At 36.0% G+C, this 17,056-nt stretch carries 18 protein-coding genes and 1 other annotated feature; of the genes, 16 read left to right on the plus strand and 2 right to left on the minus strand.

Annotated elements, in window-relative coordinates; all coding sequences use genetic code 11:
- Window positions 1-139 precede the first annotated feature (139 nt).
- The 4 genes from BLP58_RS00225 (at window position 140) to thmT (ending at window position 4,414) form a co-directional block, all read left to right on the plus strand.
- Window positions 140-1,369 carry a GH25 family lysozyme gene (locus tag BLP58_RS00225; protein WP_013853862.1) on the plus strand — a complete coding sequence of 410 codons (1,230 nt, stop codon included), beginning with the start codon at window positions 140-142 and terminating at the stop codon, window positions 1,367-1,369.
- A gap of 124 nt (window positions 1,370-1,493) precedes the next feature.
- On the plus strand, window positions 1,494-2,393 hold the full coding sequence (locus BLP58_RS00230; RefSeq protein ID WP_013853863.1) for an alpha/beta hydrolase family protein: 900 nt from the start codon (window positions 1,494-1,496) through the stop codon (window positions 2,391-2,393).
- Between the two features lie 9 nt (window positions 2,394-2,402).
- Window positions 2,403-4,196, plus strand: a complete 1,794-nt coding sequence (locus BLP58_RS00235; RefSeq protein WP_013853864.1) for a DUF2207 domain-containing protein — start codon at window positions 2,403-2,405, stop codon at window positions 4,194-4,196.
- A gap of 38 nt (window positions 4,197-4,234) precedes the next feature.
- Window positions 4,235-4,414 carry a 2-hydroxymuconate tautomerase gene (gene thmT, locus BLP58_RS00240; RefSeq protein ID WP_003547962.1) on the plus strand — a complete coding sequence of 60 codons (180 nt, stop codon included), beginning with the start codon at window positions 4,235-4,237 and terminating at the stop codon, window positions 4,412-4,414.
- Between the two features lie 62 nt (window positions 4,415-4,476).
- On the opposite strand, the gene BLP58_RS00245 is transcribed toward thmT, so the two are convergent.
- Window positions 4,477-5,502, minus strand: a complete 1,026-nt coding sequence (locus BLP58_RS00245; RefSeq protein WP_013853865.1) for a branched-chain amino acid aminotransferase — start codon at window positions 5,500-5,502, stop codon at window positions 4,477-4,479.
- 80 nt (window positions 5,503-5,582) lie between these two features.
- On the minus strand, window positions 5,583-7,907 hold the full coding sequence (locus tag BLP58_RS00250; RefSeq protein ID WP_013853866.1) for a phospholipase D family protein: 2,325 nt from the start codon (window positions 7,905-7,907) through the stop codon (window positions 5,583-5,585).
- A 153-nt stretch (window positions 7,908-8,060) separates the two neighbouring features.
- On the opposite strand from BLP58_RS00250, the gene BLP58_RS00255 reads away from it, so the two are divergent.
- The 12 genes from BLP58_RS00255 to BLP58_RS00310 all read left to right on the plus strand — a co-directional run bounded on the left by BLP58_RS00255 (window position 8,061) and on the right by BLP58_RS00310 (window position 17,053).
- Window positions 8,061-9,389: a DUF2325 domain-containing protein gene (locus BLP58_RS00255; protein WP_013853867.1), complete on the plus strand. Its 1,329-nt coding sequence runs from the start codon at window positions 8,061-8,063 to the stop codon at window positions 9,387-9,389.
- A gap of 59 nt (window positions 9,390-9,448) precedes the next feature.
- Window positions 9,449-9,529: a sequence feature (ribosomal protein L21 leader region), on the plus strand.
- A gap of 14 nt (window positions 9,530-9,543) precedes the next feature.
- On the plus strand, window positions 9,544-9,855 hold the full coding sequence (gene rplU, locus BLP58_RS00260) for a 50S ribosomal protein L21 (RefSeq protein ID WP_025084108.1): 312 nt from the start codon (window positions 9,544-9,546) through the stop codon (window positions 9,853-9,855).
- Window positions 9,856-9,873: 18 nt separating this feature from the next.
- Window positions 9,874-10,164 (plus strand): 50S ribosomal protein L27, encoded by a 291-nt coding sequence (gene rpmA / locus BLP58_RS00265; protein WP_013853869.1) that lies wholly within the window; start codon window positions 9,874-9,876, stop codon window positions 10,162-10,164.
- Window positions 10,165-10,286: 122 nt separating this feature from the next.
- Window positions 10,287-11,396, plus strand: coding sequence for a M24 family metallopeptidase (locus BLP58_RS00270; protein ID WP_013853870.1), 1,110 nt, complete (start codon window positions 10,287-10,289; stop codon window positions 11,394-11,396).
- Between the two features lie 80 nt (window positions 11,397-11,476).
- Window positions 11,477-12,046 carry an elongation factor P gene (gene efp / locus BLP58_RS00275; RefSeq protein WP_013853871.1) on the plus strand — a complete coding sequence of 190 codons (570 nt, stop codon included), beginning with the start codon at window positions 11,477-11,479 and terminating at the stop codon, window positions 12,044-12,046.
- A 17-nt stretch (window positions 12,047-12,063) separates the two neighbouring features.
- Complete coding sequence (locus BLP58_RS00280; protein WP_013853872.1) at window positions 12,064-12,489, plus strand: Asp23/Gls24 family envelope stress response protein; 426 nt, start codon at window positions 12,064-12,066, stop codon at window positions 12,487-12,489.
- Window positions 12,490-12,494: 5 nt separating this feature from the next.
- Window positions 12,495-12,887, plus strand: coding sequence for a transcription antitermination factor NusB (gene nusB / locus BLP58_RS00285; RefSeq protein WP_013853873.1), 393 nt, complete (start codon window positions 12,495-12,497; stop codon window positions 12,885-12,887).
- 52 nt (window positions 12,888-12,939) lie between these two features.
- Window positions 12,940-13,791 carry a bifunctional methylenetetrahydrofolate dehydrogenase/methenyltetrahydrofolate cyclohydrolase gene (locus BLP58_RS00290; protein ID WP_013853874.1) on the plus strand — a complete coding sequence of 284 codons (852 nt, stop codon included), beginning with the start codon at window positions 12,940-12,942 and terminating at the stop codon, window positions 13,789-13,791.
- On the plus strand, window positions 13,778-15,136 hold the full coding sequence (gene xseA, locus BLP58_RS00295; protein WP_013853875.1) for an exodeoxyribonuclease VII large subunit: 1,359 nt from the start codon (window positions 13,778-13,780) through the stop codon (window positions 15,134-15,136). Before BLP58_RS00290 ends, xseA begins: the two co-directional genes overlap by 14 nt.
- Window positions 15,126-15,362 (plus strand): exodeoxyribonuclease VII small subunit, encoded by a 237-nt coding sequence (locus BLP58_RS00300; protein ID WP_013853876.1) that lies wholly within the window; start codon window positions 15,126-15,128, stop codon window positions 15,360-15,362. Before xseA ends, BLP58_RS00300 begins: the two co-directional genes overlap by 11 nt.
- An 8-nt stretch (window positions 15,363-15,370) precedes the next feature.
- Complete coding sequence (locus BLP58_RS00305; protein ID WP_013853877.1) at window positions 15,371-16,240, plus strand: polyprenyl synthetase family protein; 870 nt, start codon at window positions 15,371-15,373, stop codon at window positions 16,238-16,240.
- Window positions 16,241-17,053: a TlyA family RNA methyltransferase gene (locus BLP58_RS00310; protein WP_013853878.1), complete on the plus strand. Its 813-nt coding sequence runs from the start codon at window positions 16,241-16,243 to the stop codon at window positions 17,051-17,053.
- Window positions 17,054-17,056 lie beyond the last annotated feature (3 nt).

A 17,056-nucleotide genomic window follows, 5' to 3' on the forward strand; every position in this document is an offset into this window, starting at 1 on the left:
ATGTTAATCGCTTCTTACATTATAACCATATCGGTTGACTAAAGTTTAAATCGATATTATTCTAAATTTGATTCCATATAAAGAAGATCTACAAATGTGAAATTTTTTAGTTGTTTTCACATAGCGGAGGAAATTAATTTTGACTAAAACTAAGAAGATTATTATTAAATTAGCATGTGCAACTATTCTTGGTACTGCGGGCGTTGCATTGACTCACGTGAATATGCCGCAAGTAACAGTAAATGCAGCAGCAACTTCCGTTGCTGCTCGCGCCTTAGGCGTGGATGTTGCTAGTTATCAGAGTGCTGACTTATCAAGTCATGCTCATGCAGGTGCACAATTTGCTATCGTTAAGGTAAGTGAAGGGACTTCTTATAGTAATCCTAAGGCTTCAAGTCAAATTTCAACAGCTTTATCAAATAATATGATGCCAATGGCATATCATTTTGCAACTTTCAGTTCTAACAGTAGTGCTGCAGTTGCAGAAGCTAATTATGCGATTAAAGCTGCTCAAGCATTTGGCTTGCCTAAGGGCTCATACATAGCTTGTGACTATGAAACTGGTCAAGGCAACAATATTTATGGTGGTAAGACGCCAACGGCTAACGCAATTATTGCCTTTATGGATCAAATTAAGGCAGCAGGCTATAAGCCACTTCTTTATGCAAGTTCATCAGTTTTGCAACATCAGATTGATGCCAATAGCGTAGTTGCTAAATATCCTAATTCTTTATGGGTAGCTTCATATGCTATTTCTGGTAGAATTGATAATCCTAATTTTAATTACTTCCCATCAATGAATGGAGTTTCAATTTGGCAATTTACCGATAATTGGCGTGGTTTAAATGTTGATGGTAACGTTGCAGTTTTGCCTTTGTCTACAGATGGCAATGTTACTTCCAATAATGGTGCTATTTCGCAAGCTCCAACAAATAAACCAGCGGAAAATACTGCAAGTGCTAAGCCGGCTTCTAACCCTAAGCCTGCAGCAACTACTAATAATGAGTTGGCAACGTCTGGTTATGTAATGAAGAAGGCTTACATTTACAATAAGAAGGGCGAACGTCAAAGCGGTTACTATGCAGCTTACTATGGCATTAAATATTACGGTTCAACCGTGAAGCTTGATAATGGCAAGACAGCCATTAGAGTTGGTGACGATCGTTATGTCATGGCAAGTAATGTCTTAGGCAATTCGCGCGTGATGAAGCATAATGTTTACATTTATAATCATGCGGGTCGTCGTGCTAACTGGAGAATTTTGAGAAAAGGTACTCCAGTTAAAACTTACGGTACGAGATTCCATATTCATGGCAAGAGTTACTACCGTATTGGCAAAGGATTGTATGTAAAGTGTGCTAATTTCTAAGTTTAAAAACTGAATATTGAAAAGCGTAATGATTTTCCTATTTTTAGAAAATTGTTACGCTTTTTTGTATAATGAAAATACCTAGAAAAACGTCTAGATGTTTGATAAAAAGGTGAATTAAATTTTGAAAAAACGACTAATAACAATAATTTTATTGAGTTTAACCACTTTACTTGCGGGATGCACAGTAAGTGATAATACACATCATGTGAAATCAAATTCGAAGACCGTTAAAGTTGAAAAAAAGATAAAACCGAAGCAGGGGAAATATCAAGTAATTGAGCAAAATTGGACTATACAAAGAGATGGTGTCAATATTTATGGTCGCTTGTATTTGCCACAAAATAAGGTTGGTAAAAAGAAGGCAGTAATTTTAGCGCACGGTTTAGCAGGCAATCACCAAGATTTAGCTAATTATGCAAAGTACCTAGCCAGTCGCGGCTATTTAGCTTATGCGTTTGATTTCCCAGGTGGTGCAAAATGTGGTTTAAGTAACGGTATAGATCAATTGCAGATGTCGATTTTTACTGAAGAGCAAAATCTGAAAACTGTTTTAAAGGCTGTTAAAAATAGAAATGATGTAAATTCTAAAAGAGTTTCACTTTTAGGTGAAAGTCAAGGTGGTGCAGTTGCTGCGATGCTGGCTTCAAAGAATCCTAAGGAAATTAGATCATTAATTTTACTTTATCCTGCATTTTCGATCTCTGATTATACTCAAGCTGCCTTTGGCTCCATTAAAAAAGTGCCCAAAACTTTGAATTTGTTTGGTTTCACCGTTGGCAAAGCTTATTTTGAGAAGCTGTTTAAGTTTAATTTATTAAGGAGCGCTACTAAATATCATGGTCCTGTTCTCTTGCTTCACGGTACAGATGATATTATTGTGCCCGAAACTTATTCTGAAAAAGCTGCTAAAAAATTTAAACATGCTCAACTTTATAAATTTAAACATGCAGGACATGACTTTAAGGGCAAGTATCAAAAGTGCGCTTTTACTTTAATTGATAACTTTTTAGAGAAAAACTGAGGTTAAATCATGAGAAAGAAGTATCTAGGTCTAGTTGGACTTTTAAGTTTGCTCGGCTTAATGATTGTTTTTACTCAAAAAGTTAAAGCTGATGTTAATTATGATATTAACAATGTTGCTGTAACTGCTAAGGTGAATCGTGATGGATCAGTAACGATGCATCGTGAGTTCAATTATAGTTTTGACAGTGATGCACATGGTGTTTTTTATCGGCAGAACTTGACTAAAAAACAAAAAATTACCAATATCCAAGTAAAAGTAAATAATCATCCAGTAAAATTATCTCAAAGTGGCAAGAATAATACTTATCAATTAACCAAAAATAAGAATTCTTATAAATTTAAAGTATTTCACAATATTGCTGAAGCTGATGCTGTCAAAGTGGAATACTCTTATAAAATCTTGCATTTAATTACTAATTATCAAGATACTGCAGAATTGAATTTCAAGATTATTGGTAATGGTTGGGATGCAGATTTAGATCATGTCAGGGCTACGGTAATTTTTCCAGGTTCAGTTAAAGGCTTAAAAGCATGGGCGCACGGACCACTTGATGGCTATACTCAGGTATTGCCTAGACAAGGGAAAATTATCATGACAGCTGATGATGTAGCGGGTGATAGTGGAGTTGAAGTTCATGCGCTTTTTCCAACTTCAGTGACTGCCATTAATACCAATGTAGTTAAAGAAAATAGAAAAAAAGCAATCGAAAAGCAGGAAGCTCAATTAGCAAATGAGGCAAATCGAAAACGACGTAATCGATCTTATGTTAATTGGACTGTAGTAGCCATTTCATTAGTTAGCGGATTATTTGTTGTTATTAAGGGATTATTTAATAAAAAAGCTGGTTTTAAGCCTAAGAAAACTAAAGAATTATCACATAATTATGATATTCCTGATGTTAATCCAGTGGGTGCGCAAATTTTGGATAATGTTGCTTTACCCAATACGAAGGCGTTTACGGCCTATTTGATGCAGCTAGCCGGCCAGCATAAAGTAAAGATCGAAGAATATCACACAAAGCATTTAAAGAAAACGCATTATCAGATTTCTCTAGTAGATAAGAGTATTCTCGCTGATGAGCTGATTTACTTTTTGTTCAAACAAGTGGGAGATGGAAATTCTTTTACTACGAATTCTTTGAAAAAATATGCTTCTAAAAAACTAGGTCAAAAGTTTGATGAGTGGTGTAATAAGCAATATGATGCGGTAACTGCTGCAGGCTATCTAGATGATAAAATTGAACGACAACGTAGTCATTACCGCAAGCTTACTATTACTGGGATTGTGCTTAGTACTATCACTTGGGTGATCGCAGTTTTTTGCTTTAATGCTAATACCTATATTGTTTTGATAGGCATAGGATTAATCTTGCTTGAATTCATTGCCTTCTTTATTGGCAATCATCGATTGAGTCTTTATACACAAAAAGGAGCCATCGAAACTAACAAGGTGCGTGGCTTCGAAAAAATGTTAGATGATATTGGTCGTTTCAAGATGAAGGACGTTGGCGATCTGATCTTATGGGAAGATATTATGCCTTATGCTGTAGCCTTTGGCTTGTCTAAGAAGGTACTAAAACAGTTAAAACTAGAATTTAGTCAAGAAGAATTAAGTAGTACTGGTTTTATTGTAGGCAGTGCGTTTTATAGTCCCGGTAATGATGGCTTTGCTAATAATTTTGAAAGCAGTTTTTCTAGTGGCGTATCATATGGTTCTTCGTCAGTTTCTGGTACCAGTGGTGGCTTTTCTGGCGGTTCATCTGGTGGTATTGGTGGAGGAAGCGGTGGTGGCGCTTTCTAAAAAAGCTTGTATAATTAATTGAAAAAGGAGGAATTTTTATGCCATTTGTACATATTGAATTAATTAAGGGACGTTCAGATGAACAGATTACTAATTTGATGAAAGATGTTACTGAGGCAGTACATAAGAATACTGGGGCACCTAAGGAACATATTCATGTAATCATTAATGAATTAGGCAAGCATTCATACGGTCAGGGCGGTGAATGGAGAGCCTAGTTTTGAGTAAAAAAGATCTTCTGCGTTTAAAAAACAGAAGATCTTTTTTAGATATGTTTAATTTAATTCAATTTAACTACCCAATTGTAGTTATCTGCTAAGTCACCAACTTGAATGCCAAATAAAGTATCGTAAAGTTTTTGAGTGATTGGACCGGCTTTAGTTTCACTGCCAAAGACATGCTTTTTACCTTTATAAGTTAGTGAACCAACGGGAGAAATAACTGCAGCTGTTCCCATAGCACCAGTTTCTGCGAAACGATCTATTTCGTTAATCGGAATTTTAGTTTCAATTGGATCAAGGTCGAGATCCTTAGCCAGTTTAAGGATTGAGCGTTTAGTAATAGAAGGCAGGATTGAATCTGATTTTGGCGTCTGGAATTGTCCTTCTTTAGTAATGCCAAAGAAGTTAGCACCCCCAAATTCGTCAATATACTTATGCTCTTTAGGATCCAAATAAAGAGCATCGGCGAACCCGTTCTTTTTTGCAATTAAAGATGGCATTAAACTGCTGGCATAATTGCCAGCGGTTTTAGCTTGACCAGTACCAGCTGGTGCAGCTCGATCATAGTCACTGACTTCGTAAGGCATAGGCTTAAGACCCTTAACGTAAGCACCAACAGGTGTAGCATAAATTCTAAATTGGTAGGTTTCAGAAGGAGAAACACCGACAACAGATTGCATTCCCATCATGAAAGGACGCAAATATAAAGTACCATCAGAGCCATAAGGAGGAACAAAATCTTGGTTAGCCTTGACTACTTCTTTGACAGCTTTGATAAATTTATCCTCTGGATAAGGTTCCATTAGTAAACGTTTAGCGGAATTAGCCATTCTCTTAGCGTTTTGATCAGGTCTAAAAAGATTAATCCCGCCATCTTTTCTGCGATATGCTTTTAAGCCTTCAAAAATTTCTTGACCATAATGTAATTCTTCAGCAGCTTCATTAAAGGTAATGGATGAATCTTGAGTTAGATGTCCACCTTGCCATTTACCATCTTTAAATTCATCAACCCAGCGATAAGGCAGATCATGATATTTAAAACCAAGTTTATTCCAATTTAAGTCTTCAGGACGAGTTTTAACCATCGCAAATCCTCCTTGCATAATTAAATGCTACTTTCTTAAATTATAGTGGGACTAAAGTTAAAATGCAAAGAACAAGTTAGCTATTTATGAAAAAAATTGCCAAACCAACTATGGTGCTTTTTCTTTTGTTCTTGGTCCATTAATTTTTTATTTAGTTCTGACATTTGCTTACCCATTTCAGTCATTTGAGTAGTTGCCTTAGCCATTTGAATAACGGCATCTTGTTGTTGATGAGCCCGTACTTTATCACTATTCTGATATTTAGTCATTAAAGTATCATTGCCTAGCCATTTATCAAAATTTTTAATATCGATAATAAATCCGGTGCTAGTTTGCTGAGAAGAAATGTGATATTTTCGTGGCAAATATTGGAAATACCGTTCCATTAACATTGAACCACTATTTCTTGCCGTACTGTCGGAAACTTTATTAAATAATTGCTTATTAACTTGTGCTTTTAATCGATCATTTTGTTGAGTAAAGATAATATCTTTACCTGTTTCAGCTTGATTGATTAACATTGCCCAGTCGTTGCGACCAACAAAAAGAGAATAATCGTAGTTTTCTGAAAAATATTTATCAATTTGATCGTAGATTTCAAATTTTTTAAGTGCAATCTTAATAATTGATTTAATAGGATAAAGATAATCCTTTTCAATTTCCTTTGCATCTGCAGAAGATACGTTTGCAAAAAATTCAGCTAACTTAACTTGGCAATATTTGAATAAATCGTCATTAGCTCTGTTAAATAAACTATTTAATGCTTCTTCACGTTTTTCATTATTACCTGAAAAGGTAGATTCAAAGCTAAGATACCATAAACGACGCATCATCTCTGTTTTTAATGAAAACTGTGATTTGATTGAGCTTTCACGTCTGTTCATAGTAAAGATAAACGTTGGTAGGGGATGGGTTAAATTTCGGTTGTTAGTAACTTCTTTAATAAATCTCTCGAAGTAAGTTCGCGTGGTTAAATCTGGACTTACATCATCAATCATTAAAGGACTAACGGGCCCATTGCTGTAAACATAATCGCTTAATGTAGTGGTGATAGTCATATTAATGTTACTCTTGCCATTAACATAATTTTTAGAATCTAACATCCCACTGTCTAAGAAATTGTGGGCGCCGATTAGTTTAGCAGCTAATTTCTTTCCTAAAGTTGATTTACCAGTTCGTCCTTGTCCAATTAAAGCAACTGCAATTGGTACATCTTCTCTAGAACGGTTCGAATTAGATAGTTCGTATAAGTTGCGGATTTTCCAAAGCCAAGGTGATTCATAAAGAAAAAGCATGAAATCACAGGCTTGCCAGCCTTCTCCGACATCTTTGTAAGTATTATATTCATGCACGATATCGCAAAATAGTTGTAGTGCATCTTTCAATTGATCGTTAGTTAGGTTAGAGGATACAACTTGGCTTGGTATATTATTGCCAATTTTAGCTGCTTGAAAAAGTTGCCCATTATTGTAGAATAATGCTGGCTTAGGGAAGAGATCTACTTCACGATTAATTTTCAGTGTTTCATCATTTTGCTTTTGATCTTGGTGAGTAATTTTTTGAGTTAGCGTATATAAATCACGTCCGATAGTATCTAGCTTTCTTCTTTTATGTCCACCATCTCCAAATAAAGTAATTGCTTGTGTGACTGTTAATTTTTCTTTTTCAGAAAGCTTTTTAAATTCGTCGTCTTTGCTGTATTGTTCACGGTATTTTTTTATTTCTTCAGCCGGTAGAATAACAATATCTTTTTTGTCAGAGTTTAAATTGTTATCAATGCTAAGTGAAGAATCGTGTAGAATATGAATTTGTAATTCTTCAGTATCTTTAGCCTTTAAATATCCTGCTAGTTTTTTAGAATTAATGTAAGTAGTTGCATGTTGTAAATTATTGTTGAATAGTTGCTGATAAGACTGAAATAGAGGATCTGCAGTTGAACCGTAATCAAGAATTAGTTGCTCCATATTTTGAGACAAAGCTGCTTGAGTTAAATTCATTGAACCGGAAAAAACAGCATACCTTTGACTGTTGCTAACTTGATAAAATTTAGTATGGATTAATTCATTCTTGGTAAAAAGAAGTTCAAGGCTTCCGTCAAGTAGTCTAGTGGTAAATTCACTTGTAGGGTGTTTATAGCTATATTCAATTATATTTTTACGTTTATTTAATAATTGATCAATTCTTTTTCCGATCGAATTTTGACCATTGTCGCTCAAACCTAAAATTAGAGTGATTTTGGAAAAGTGAGGCAGCAAGTAAGTTTCGATAAACTTAATTGAAGAAACAAAAGAGATCCCTTTAAAATTAGTGAAATTATTTTCATGGCATTGTTGGTCGATTAGTTGCCAAAAGTTGGCATTGGAAATTAGTTTCTTTTGAGGATGATCAAGGACATTTAAGGGCATAATTATAATTCTCCTTTCAATAGATATATTAAAAATGGTAAATCAATTATATCCAACGCACGTTTGAAAGCAAAAGAAAAATATCATTTATTTTTATTAATTAAAAGTAAGTAATAAAATATAAAAGTATGACAAATAAAAGTGGTGAAAAATATGTATGATTATCGAAATAATCTTAAAATAATTTTGAATAAAACAGATGCGGATGATAAGAGCTTAGCTAACAGTTTGAATGCGATTAAGGCAATTATTGCTATGGCTGAAGGAAATACAGCTAATACACAGTCAATTGCTCAACGAAATGCGGATCTTAAACAATTTAAAAATCTATTACTGGGTTTAACTAAATTAATCGAGGTGCCAGGGGATGCTGGAGCTAAAAATGAGTCTTTAGCCGCACTACACAAGTTAACTTTTGTATCAGGTGTTGGCAAACGCTATGGCAATGTCTTAGGTAAGCTTGATCAGGCAATTCAAAAATCAAAAACTACTAAGGATGTAGTCAATAAGAAAATTTTTGAGGATGCAATTAAACTTAAACAGCAGCCTAAGCGAGATTATCGTAAAGGAAAACGTTATACAGTGATTAGAGCCTTATCTGGTTGCAATTTAATTAATGATAATGGACAGATTGTCTATCGCATTAAGGAATCGCAAATACATTCACTCAATTTAAGAAGTGGTGATATTGTGGAAGCTCTAGAAGATAAGGATAATTCTAATTATGAAGCTGAAGTATTGCGTGTAGTCGGTTGTCAAAAATTGCGCAGTCGCGACTATGATCCAATTGAAGAGTTTCGTTATGCAGTTGTACAGGGAAGAACGGGGCAATTAGCAATTACACGCAATATTAAAGGTGAAAAGCTGCGCATTCGCTGCAAGGAAGTAACGATTCCAGTTGATTCCAGTTATTATCAGGGTGAAAATATTCATCTAGAAGATGGTTCAATTGTAGATTTGGCTTGGTATACGGGGGATGTCCGTATTAAGAAGAATCCAGCAGATGCTGTGCAAATTCGCTGGATTTATCAAGTAGATCCGCCTAAGCAGTCTGATTTATCTTATAAGAAAAAAGATAAGAGCAAAAAAGACACTGCAGAAGAATTAACCAAACTAGACATGAATCTGCATTATCAAAGAGTTGGAATTGCAATTGGTGATAATCAAAATGAAGGTATTCTTGAAGGAATTGTTACTCGCTATAACGGTATCCCAATTCCAATTAATGCCTTTGAAGGTAAGAAAAAGGTAATGGAAAGACAGATCAAGGATTTAGATATTGTGATTCTAATGACTGCTTATGCTGCTCATGATGCAACTTGGAATATTCAAGAATTTGCTTCAAAGTATGGCGTAAAGTTTGCAGTTTCATCATCTAAAGGCTATCGTTCGTTTGAGCGTGCTTTATATCGGGCTGAAAATGGTTTACCAGCTTATGAAGGTACGCAGTCAATTGAATATAAGGAAACTAAAAAATCCTAAAATTATTGATCTTAATTGAAAAGCGTTGTATGATATAAGAGTTGTATTTGTGGAGACCTCCACATCTGCAACCGCACGGCTTGAGGTTAGAAGTCTTCTTGTGTAAGAAGCACCCCAGTTCGGCGAGTCTAAGTATTTTTTCGGAGGTGTACAAATGTACGCAATTATTAAGACCGGTGGTAAGCAATACAAAGTTGCAGAAGGCGACAGCGTATTTGTAGAAAAGCTTGATGCTGAAGAAGGCAGTTCAGTAACTTTTGACGAAGTTATCCTTGTTTCTAATGGTGACGACGTTAAGGTTGGTACTCCATTAGTAGATGGTGCTAAGGTAACTGCTAAAGTTGAAAAGCAAGGTAAGGAAAGGAAGGTTGTAACTTTCAAGTACAAGCCTAAGAAGCACTCACACAGCAAGTATGGTCACCGTCAACCTTATACTAAGGTTACAGTTGAAAAGATTGAAGCTTAATTCAGAGGTGAAATGATTATGAATATTTTAGGTATGAAATTATTTGCCCACCACAAGGGTGGCGGTTCTACTGCCAACGGTCGTAACTCAGCTGGTCGTCGTTTAGGCGCTAAGGCTGGTGACAGTCAATCAGTCCACGCAGGTACTATTATTTACCGTCAACGTGGTACTAAGATTCACCCAGGCAAGAATGTAGGCCAAGGGGGAGACGACACTTTATTTGCACTTGTAAACGGCGTTGTTAAGTTTGAACGTCTTGGCAAGTACAAGAAGCAAGTTTCTGTATACCCAGCTGAAGAAGCTAAGTAATTCAGATTAAAAGAATAAGGCGGGTAGCATTGTGCCACTCGTCTTTTTTCATGGTGTTTTACATGTCTTAAGACTAGAAATCTGGTATAATTGAGTAAATGCTATGCAAAGAAGGTTTTGACATGGAAAAACAGCAAGAGCTATTAACATTAATACAAAGTAGAATAAAAAAGGTTACAGCTTTGATTAAAGAACATAATGCAGATGCAATGATTATCTTTAATCAAGCTAATTATCGTTATCTTACTAATTTTACTGGTGAAGAAGCACAATTGATTTTAAATGCTGACGGCGGGCGGACCTTATTGTCGGATTCACGTTTTGCTGGTCAAATTAAAGCCCAAGCTCCCGGTGAAATGAATGTAATTATGAAACATTCAAGTGATTATGAAGAACTTACTAAAGCACTTAAGAAAATGAACGTTAAAAAAGTTTTAGTAGAAGGCGAGTTTGTTTCAGCTAGTGAATTTTTTAAATTAAAGGAATTGAATCCAGACATTGAATTTACAATGGTCGAAGAATTAGTTGAACGGGTACGTAATGTCAAAGACAAGCTTGAAATTGCTGCCTTGCGCAAAGCCGTTGATATTTCAATGGAAAGCTTTAAGGGTATTATTCCGATGATTAGACCAGGCGTAAAGGAGCGTGACATTGCTGCTAAACTTGATTATTTATTTAAAGTTAATGGTGGCGATGGACCGGATTTTGATACTATTGTTGCGTCGGGCGTGCGTTCAGCATGGGCTCATGGTGTAGCAAGTGATAAGCGTTTGGTAGATGGCGAGATGATCGTTATTGATTTCGGTAGTTTTTATCATGGTTATGCGGCCGATATTACCCGAACTGTGTCATTAGGTGCGGTAGATGCAGAGATGCATAAAATTTATAAGGTCGTACTTGAAGCACAACGTCGAGGCATTGCGGCTGCCGTCACCGGCAATACTGGTCGTGATGTAGATAAGGCAGCGCGTGATTATATTACAGCACAAGGATATGGTGAATATTTTGGTCACGGCATTGGTCATGGAATTGGATTAGAAATTCATGAATTATGTCAGCCTGCTTTACCGTTTAGGATAACGAAACTAGTTAACAATATGGTGCACACGGTTGAACCAGGCATTTATTTACCAGGTAAAGGTGGAGTTAGAATTGAGGACGATGTCTTAGTTCATGATAAAACGCCAGAAGTATTGTCAACTTTGCCTAAAAATGAACTAATTTCTTTATAGATAGATTTTAATAGGCTGAAGTTATAGCCAAACGCGCTTAAGATTGGTAAGATAATAATTGTAGAAATGAGGGACTTAATATGACAATGATTTCAGTTAACGAATTCAAGAATGGGTTAACTGTCAAGTACAACAATGACTTATGGCGCATTGTTGAATTCCAACATGTAAAGCCAGGTAAAGGTGGTGCTTTCGTACGTTCAAAGCTTAAGAGTTTAAGAAGTGGCGCTGTACAAGAGTATACTTTCCGTTCAACTGCTAAGGTTGAAACTGCAGAAATTGAAACTAAATCAATGCAATACTTGTACAACGATGGTAGTAGCTATGTCTTTATGGATACTACGACTTATGATCAATTGGCTATTCCTAATGAGCAAATTGGTGATGAAGCCAACTATTTATTGGAAAACATGGTTGTTAATGTAATTATGCACGATGGTGAAACATTAGGTATTCAATTACCAAACACTGTTGATTTAAAGGTTGCTAAGACTGAACCTAATATCAAAGGTGATACTTCATCAGGTGGTGGTAAGCCAGCTACCATGGAAACTGGCTTGGTAGTTAATGTGCCATTCTTCATTAATGAAGGCGACGTCTTAACTATTAATACTACTGATGGTACCTACGTATCACGTGCTAATAAGTAGTTTTTTGAGGTAACAAAATGGCAGATAGTTCAAAAATTCTCTTAAGTGGTGAAGAAAACAGCGAACAAATCAAGATTGATACAAGTGTTTTAGAGGTTATTTTGGGTATTGCTGCTGAAAAAATTGATGGTATTGCAGGAATGCGTGGCAGCCTTAAATCAGGTCTTAGCTGGGTTCTTGGCCGTGAAAATCATGGTAAGGGCGTCAATGTGAAGACGGATGAAGATAATAAGCTGATTGCAGACGTTTATGTTTATCTTGAAAGTGGCGTAAATGTACCTAAAGTTGGTATGGAAATTCAAAAAGCTTTAAAGGCACAGCTACTTCAAATGACTGATCTGGAACTTAAGTCAATTAATGTTCATGTGGTAGGTTTGATTTTCCCAGAAGACGAAAAAGACGCTGAAGAAAATACCTCAGAGCTGTTTCCGGAGGACAAATAGAGAAAATGAACCAACACGAAAGTCGAAAAGTTGCTATGCAAGCAGTTTATTTGGCTAATCAAGAACCAGATTTAACTGCTGAAGATGTTGAAGCAAAAATCGTCGCAACACTGGATTTAAAACAGCTTTCTGCCTATTCTAAGAAATTGATTGAAGGCGTAATTTCAGATCGTAAGGATCTACAATCTGAATTAGCTGATCATTTAAAAAAAGGCTGGCGTCTTGAACGTGTAAGCCAAATTGTTGTTGCTATCATGGAAGTTGCACTTTATGAAATAAAGCATAGCAATGAAATTGATGCTAAAGCGGCAGTTAATGAAGCTTTAAACCTGTGTGACGAATTTGCTGAGCCAAAGGAAAAACCATTTATTAATGGGATATTAGCAAACTTTGTTTAATAGCAATTATAGCCATTTTTTGCCGGCTATTTTTTATTAAAAGGAGAATTCAATGGGAATAATTCTGGATGGTAAAGCATTAGCAAATAAATTAGCAGAAAATCTTAAAGAAAAGGTAAAGACTTTAAAAAATGAGGGAATAACTCCACATTTTTGCGTAATAAATATTGGGGACAATCCCGCTAGCAAGATTTATGTTCACACTAAAAAACGACGTGCAAAAAAAGTAGGACTTATTCAGGATATATATCAGTTGCCAACTGATACTCATCAGGAGCAAGTATTAGCTTTAATTGATAAGTTAAATGCTGATCAGAGTATTAATGGTATCATGGTGCAATTGCCTGCTCCGAAGCAGATTAATGCGGATGAGTTACTTGAAAGAATTGATCCTAATAAAGATGTCGATGGATTGACTCCAGCTAATATTGGTCGACTCTGGTTAGAAGATCACTTTGTAGAACCAGCCACTCCTGCTGGTATTATTGCATTACTCCAGCATTATAATATTCCACTAGTAGGAAAAGATGTAGTAATCATTGGTCGTAGTAACATTGTAGGTCAACCTTTGGCAGCATTAATGCTTGAACAAAATGCAACAGTAACTATAGCTCATGCTAAGACTAAAAATTTAGCTGCACTTACTAAAAAAGCGGATATTATTGTTTCTGCTACAGGACAAGCATTTTTAGTAACTGCTGAAATGGTTAAAGATGGAGCTGTAATTATTGATGTAGGCATGAATCATGTAAATGGTAAATTAGTAGGTGATGTTGACTTCGATGCAGTCAAGAAAAAGGCGAGCTATATAACACCTGTTCCTGGTGGGGTTGGTCCTCTTACAGTACAATCTTTAATGGAAGCAGTTGTAAAACTGACTAGGAGACAAAATGACCGAAAATAAGTATTTAACGGTTACGGATTTAAACTATTATATTACGCAGAAGTTCAAAAATGACCCATACTTACACAAGGTCTTTCTTGAAGGCGAGTTATCTAACTTTCGCTATAGGCGTAATTCACACCAGTATTTTTCGTTAAAGGATGAAAAATCTAAAATCAACGTGGTAATGTTTCGTTCCTACTTTGATAAAGTGAAATTTAAACCAGAAGAAGGAATGAAAGTATATGTAGTAGGTTATGTTAGTGTATATGGCCCTCAAGGATCATATCAGTTCTATGCAGAAAAAATGGAGCCTGCTGGTTTAGGTGCTTTATATGAGCAACTAAAGCAATTGCAGGCTAAATTAGCCAAGGAAGGTTTATTTGATCCTGAGCATAAACGTAGTCTGCCTCGTTTTCCAGATCGAATTGCGGTGGTTACTAGCGCGTCAGGGGCAGTTATTCACGATATTATGGTGACGGCTAACCGGCGCTTTCCGCATGCTGAGATTGATTTATATCCGGCACAAGTTCAAGGAGACACTGCAGCAGAGTCACTTGTGCATGCAATGCAGCAAATTGCCGCTCAAGGTGATAAATATGATGTGATGATTATTGGCCGTGGTGGTGGATCACTAGAAGATCTATGGCCGTTCAATGAAGAAGAGGTTGTGCGGCAAGTATATTCAATGCCCATGCCAGTAATTTCTTCAGTAGGACATGAAACTGATACAACTTTGTGCGATTTGGTTGCCGATGCACGTGCCGCTACTCCAACCGCAGCAGCAGAATATGCAACACCCAATTTGACTGATGAATTAGCTGGAATTCATCAATTGCAGAGTAGATTATTAGCTAGTATGCAGGCTATTATTCGGGTACGGCGTGATCAGCTTAAACGAATTGAAAATTCAGTAATTATGCGTGAACCAACGCGTCTTTACGATCAGCAGATTCAACAGGTTGATCTGCTTAATCAACGTTTGCAAAATGGCATGCAGAATAAATTGGATCGCTATCAGCAAAATTATCGTCTGTTGCAACAGCGATTGATTAGTGCTAGTCCGGTTCAATCAGTTAAACAAATGAAACAGCAAAGACTCTTTTTGTCTAAGCGTTTAACTGCTAATATGCAGCACTATTTGAAGAATCAGCGCAATAGATTTACCCAAATAGTGCAGCAATTGGATGATTATAGTCTATTAAAGACTTTAGAGCGTGGTTTTGTTTATACAACCAATGATCAAGGAAAGACTATTAGTTCTACTAGGCAGATTAAGCCTAAAGATCAGTTAAATCTGCACTTTAAAGATGGTCAAGTTACAGCAACAGTTATAAAAGTAGAAGGAAAATATAATGCCAACTAAGAAAAATAATTTTGAAGAACAATTAAGTGAGTTAGAACAAATTGTTACTAATTTAGAGAATGGCAACGTACCACTTGAAGATGCTTTAAAACAATTTCAAGTGGGTGTAAAGATTAGTCGTGATTTGGATAAAAAATTAACTAGTGCTGAAGAAACGGTAGCTAAGTTGATTGATAGTGACGGTACGGAGCACAAATTAGATCCTAATAATGCTTCGGCTCCATAGGAATAGTTATGACAGCATTTACTTTTTTTAAAGATAATTGGACTCCGGTAATTGATGATTATTTAGCTCAGCATTTGGCTGATGAAGTTGATGATCAAAAAATTAGTCAAATTATGGCTTATTCGGTCATGGCTGGTGGCAAGCGTTTACGTCCCTTGCTATTTTTAGCAACACTTAACGCGTTAGGAAAAAAGATAGAACAACCTGAAATTAGAATTGCTTGTGGAATAGAGTTAATTCATACTTATTCACTTATTCATGATGATTTACCTGCCATGGATAATGATGATTATCGTCGTGGCAAGCTGACTAGTCACAAAAAGTGGGGCGAGGCAGAAGCAATCTTAGCTGGTGATGCTCTTTTACCCATGGGAATTCAATGGATTGCTGAAGGAAGTCAATCCGTGGAGTCAGTTTCTATTATTACCAAGGCCGTAGGCCCTAACGGTATGGTTGGTGGGCAATATTTAGATATTGATTCTACTAATAATGCTAGTGTTGCTGGTGATGCTAAATTTATTAATAAGATGGAATGGCTTAAGACAGGCTGTTTAATTCAAGCGAGTGTGCAAATGGCCGCAGTATACGCACAGGCTAGTCAAATTGAACAAGTGAAATTAATTGATTTTGCTAAGGCTTTTGGCCGCTCTTATCAAATCTATGATGACTTAGTAGATGTTGTTGAAACAAGTGAAGAGGCTGGTAAGGCAACACATAAAGATAAAGAAGAAGGTAAAAATAATACTTTGACTTTATTAGGCATTACTAAAAGTCGCCAGGAATTAACAGACTTAATTGACCAAGCTCAAACTGATTTACATGGTTTGAATGGCGAAACTTTAGCTGGCTTTTTAGATCTTTATCAAAAGGTGTTATAAATGGCAAAACAAAGAGCAGATGTTTTATTAGCACAGCAAGGAATTTTTCATTCTCGTTCTGCCGCTCAAAGAGCAATTATGGCAGGTTTAGTTTCAGATCATAATCATCAAAGAATTGATAAAAGTGGAACTAAATTCCCTGAAGGCGAAAAATTTTATATCAAAGATGATGGTAAAAAATATGTTTCTCGCGGTGGTTTTAAGTTAGAGAAGGCATTAAAAGTTTTTGATATTAATCTAAAAGATAAAGTTTGTTTAGACATTGGTGCTTCAACGGGTGGTTTTACTGATGTTGCTCTGCAAAATGGAGCGAAGATGGTTTATGCTCTAGATGTTGGCTACAATCAATTAGCATGGCAATTACGTGATGATCCACGAGTTGTAGTAATGGAAAAGCAAAATTTTCGTTATTCAAAACCAGCTGATTTTAATCAAGGTTTACCAGATTTTGCAATGACGGACGTATCTTTTATTTCATTAGATTTGATTATGCCACCAATGTATGAAATTTTAAAAGATCAATGCGATGCGGTTTGCTTAATCAAGCCGCAATTTGAGGCTGGCCCTGAAAATGTTGGCAAGCATGGTATAGTTCATGATCATGAAGTCCATAGGCAAGTTATTGAGCACACAATGCAAAAAGCTTTAGCGATTGGTTTTAATATTTTAGGTGTTGATTATTCGCCTATCAAAGGTGGCAAAGGAAATATCGAATTTTTGATCCATCTACAAAAAGATGAGTCAAATGGCGGTCATAATTTATGGCAAGGTACGGCTGAGGATGTTGTAGCTTGTGCCGTAAATGGTCTTTAGGAG

Origin of the sequence: Lactobacillus kefiranofaciens (assembly GCF_900103655.1) — a bacterium.
GTDB lineage: Bacteria > Bacillota > Bacilli > Lactobacillales > Lactobacillaceae > Lactobacillus > Lactobacillus kefiranofaciens.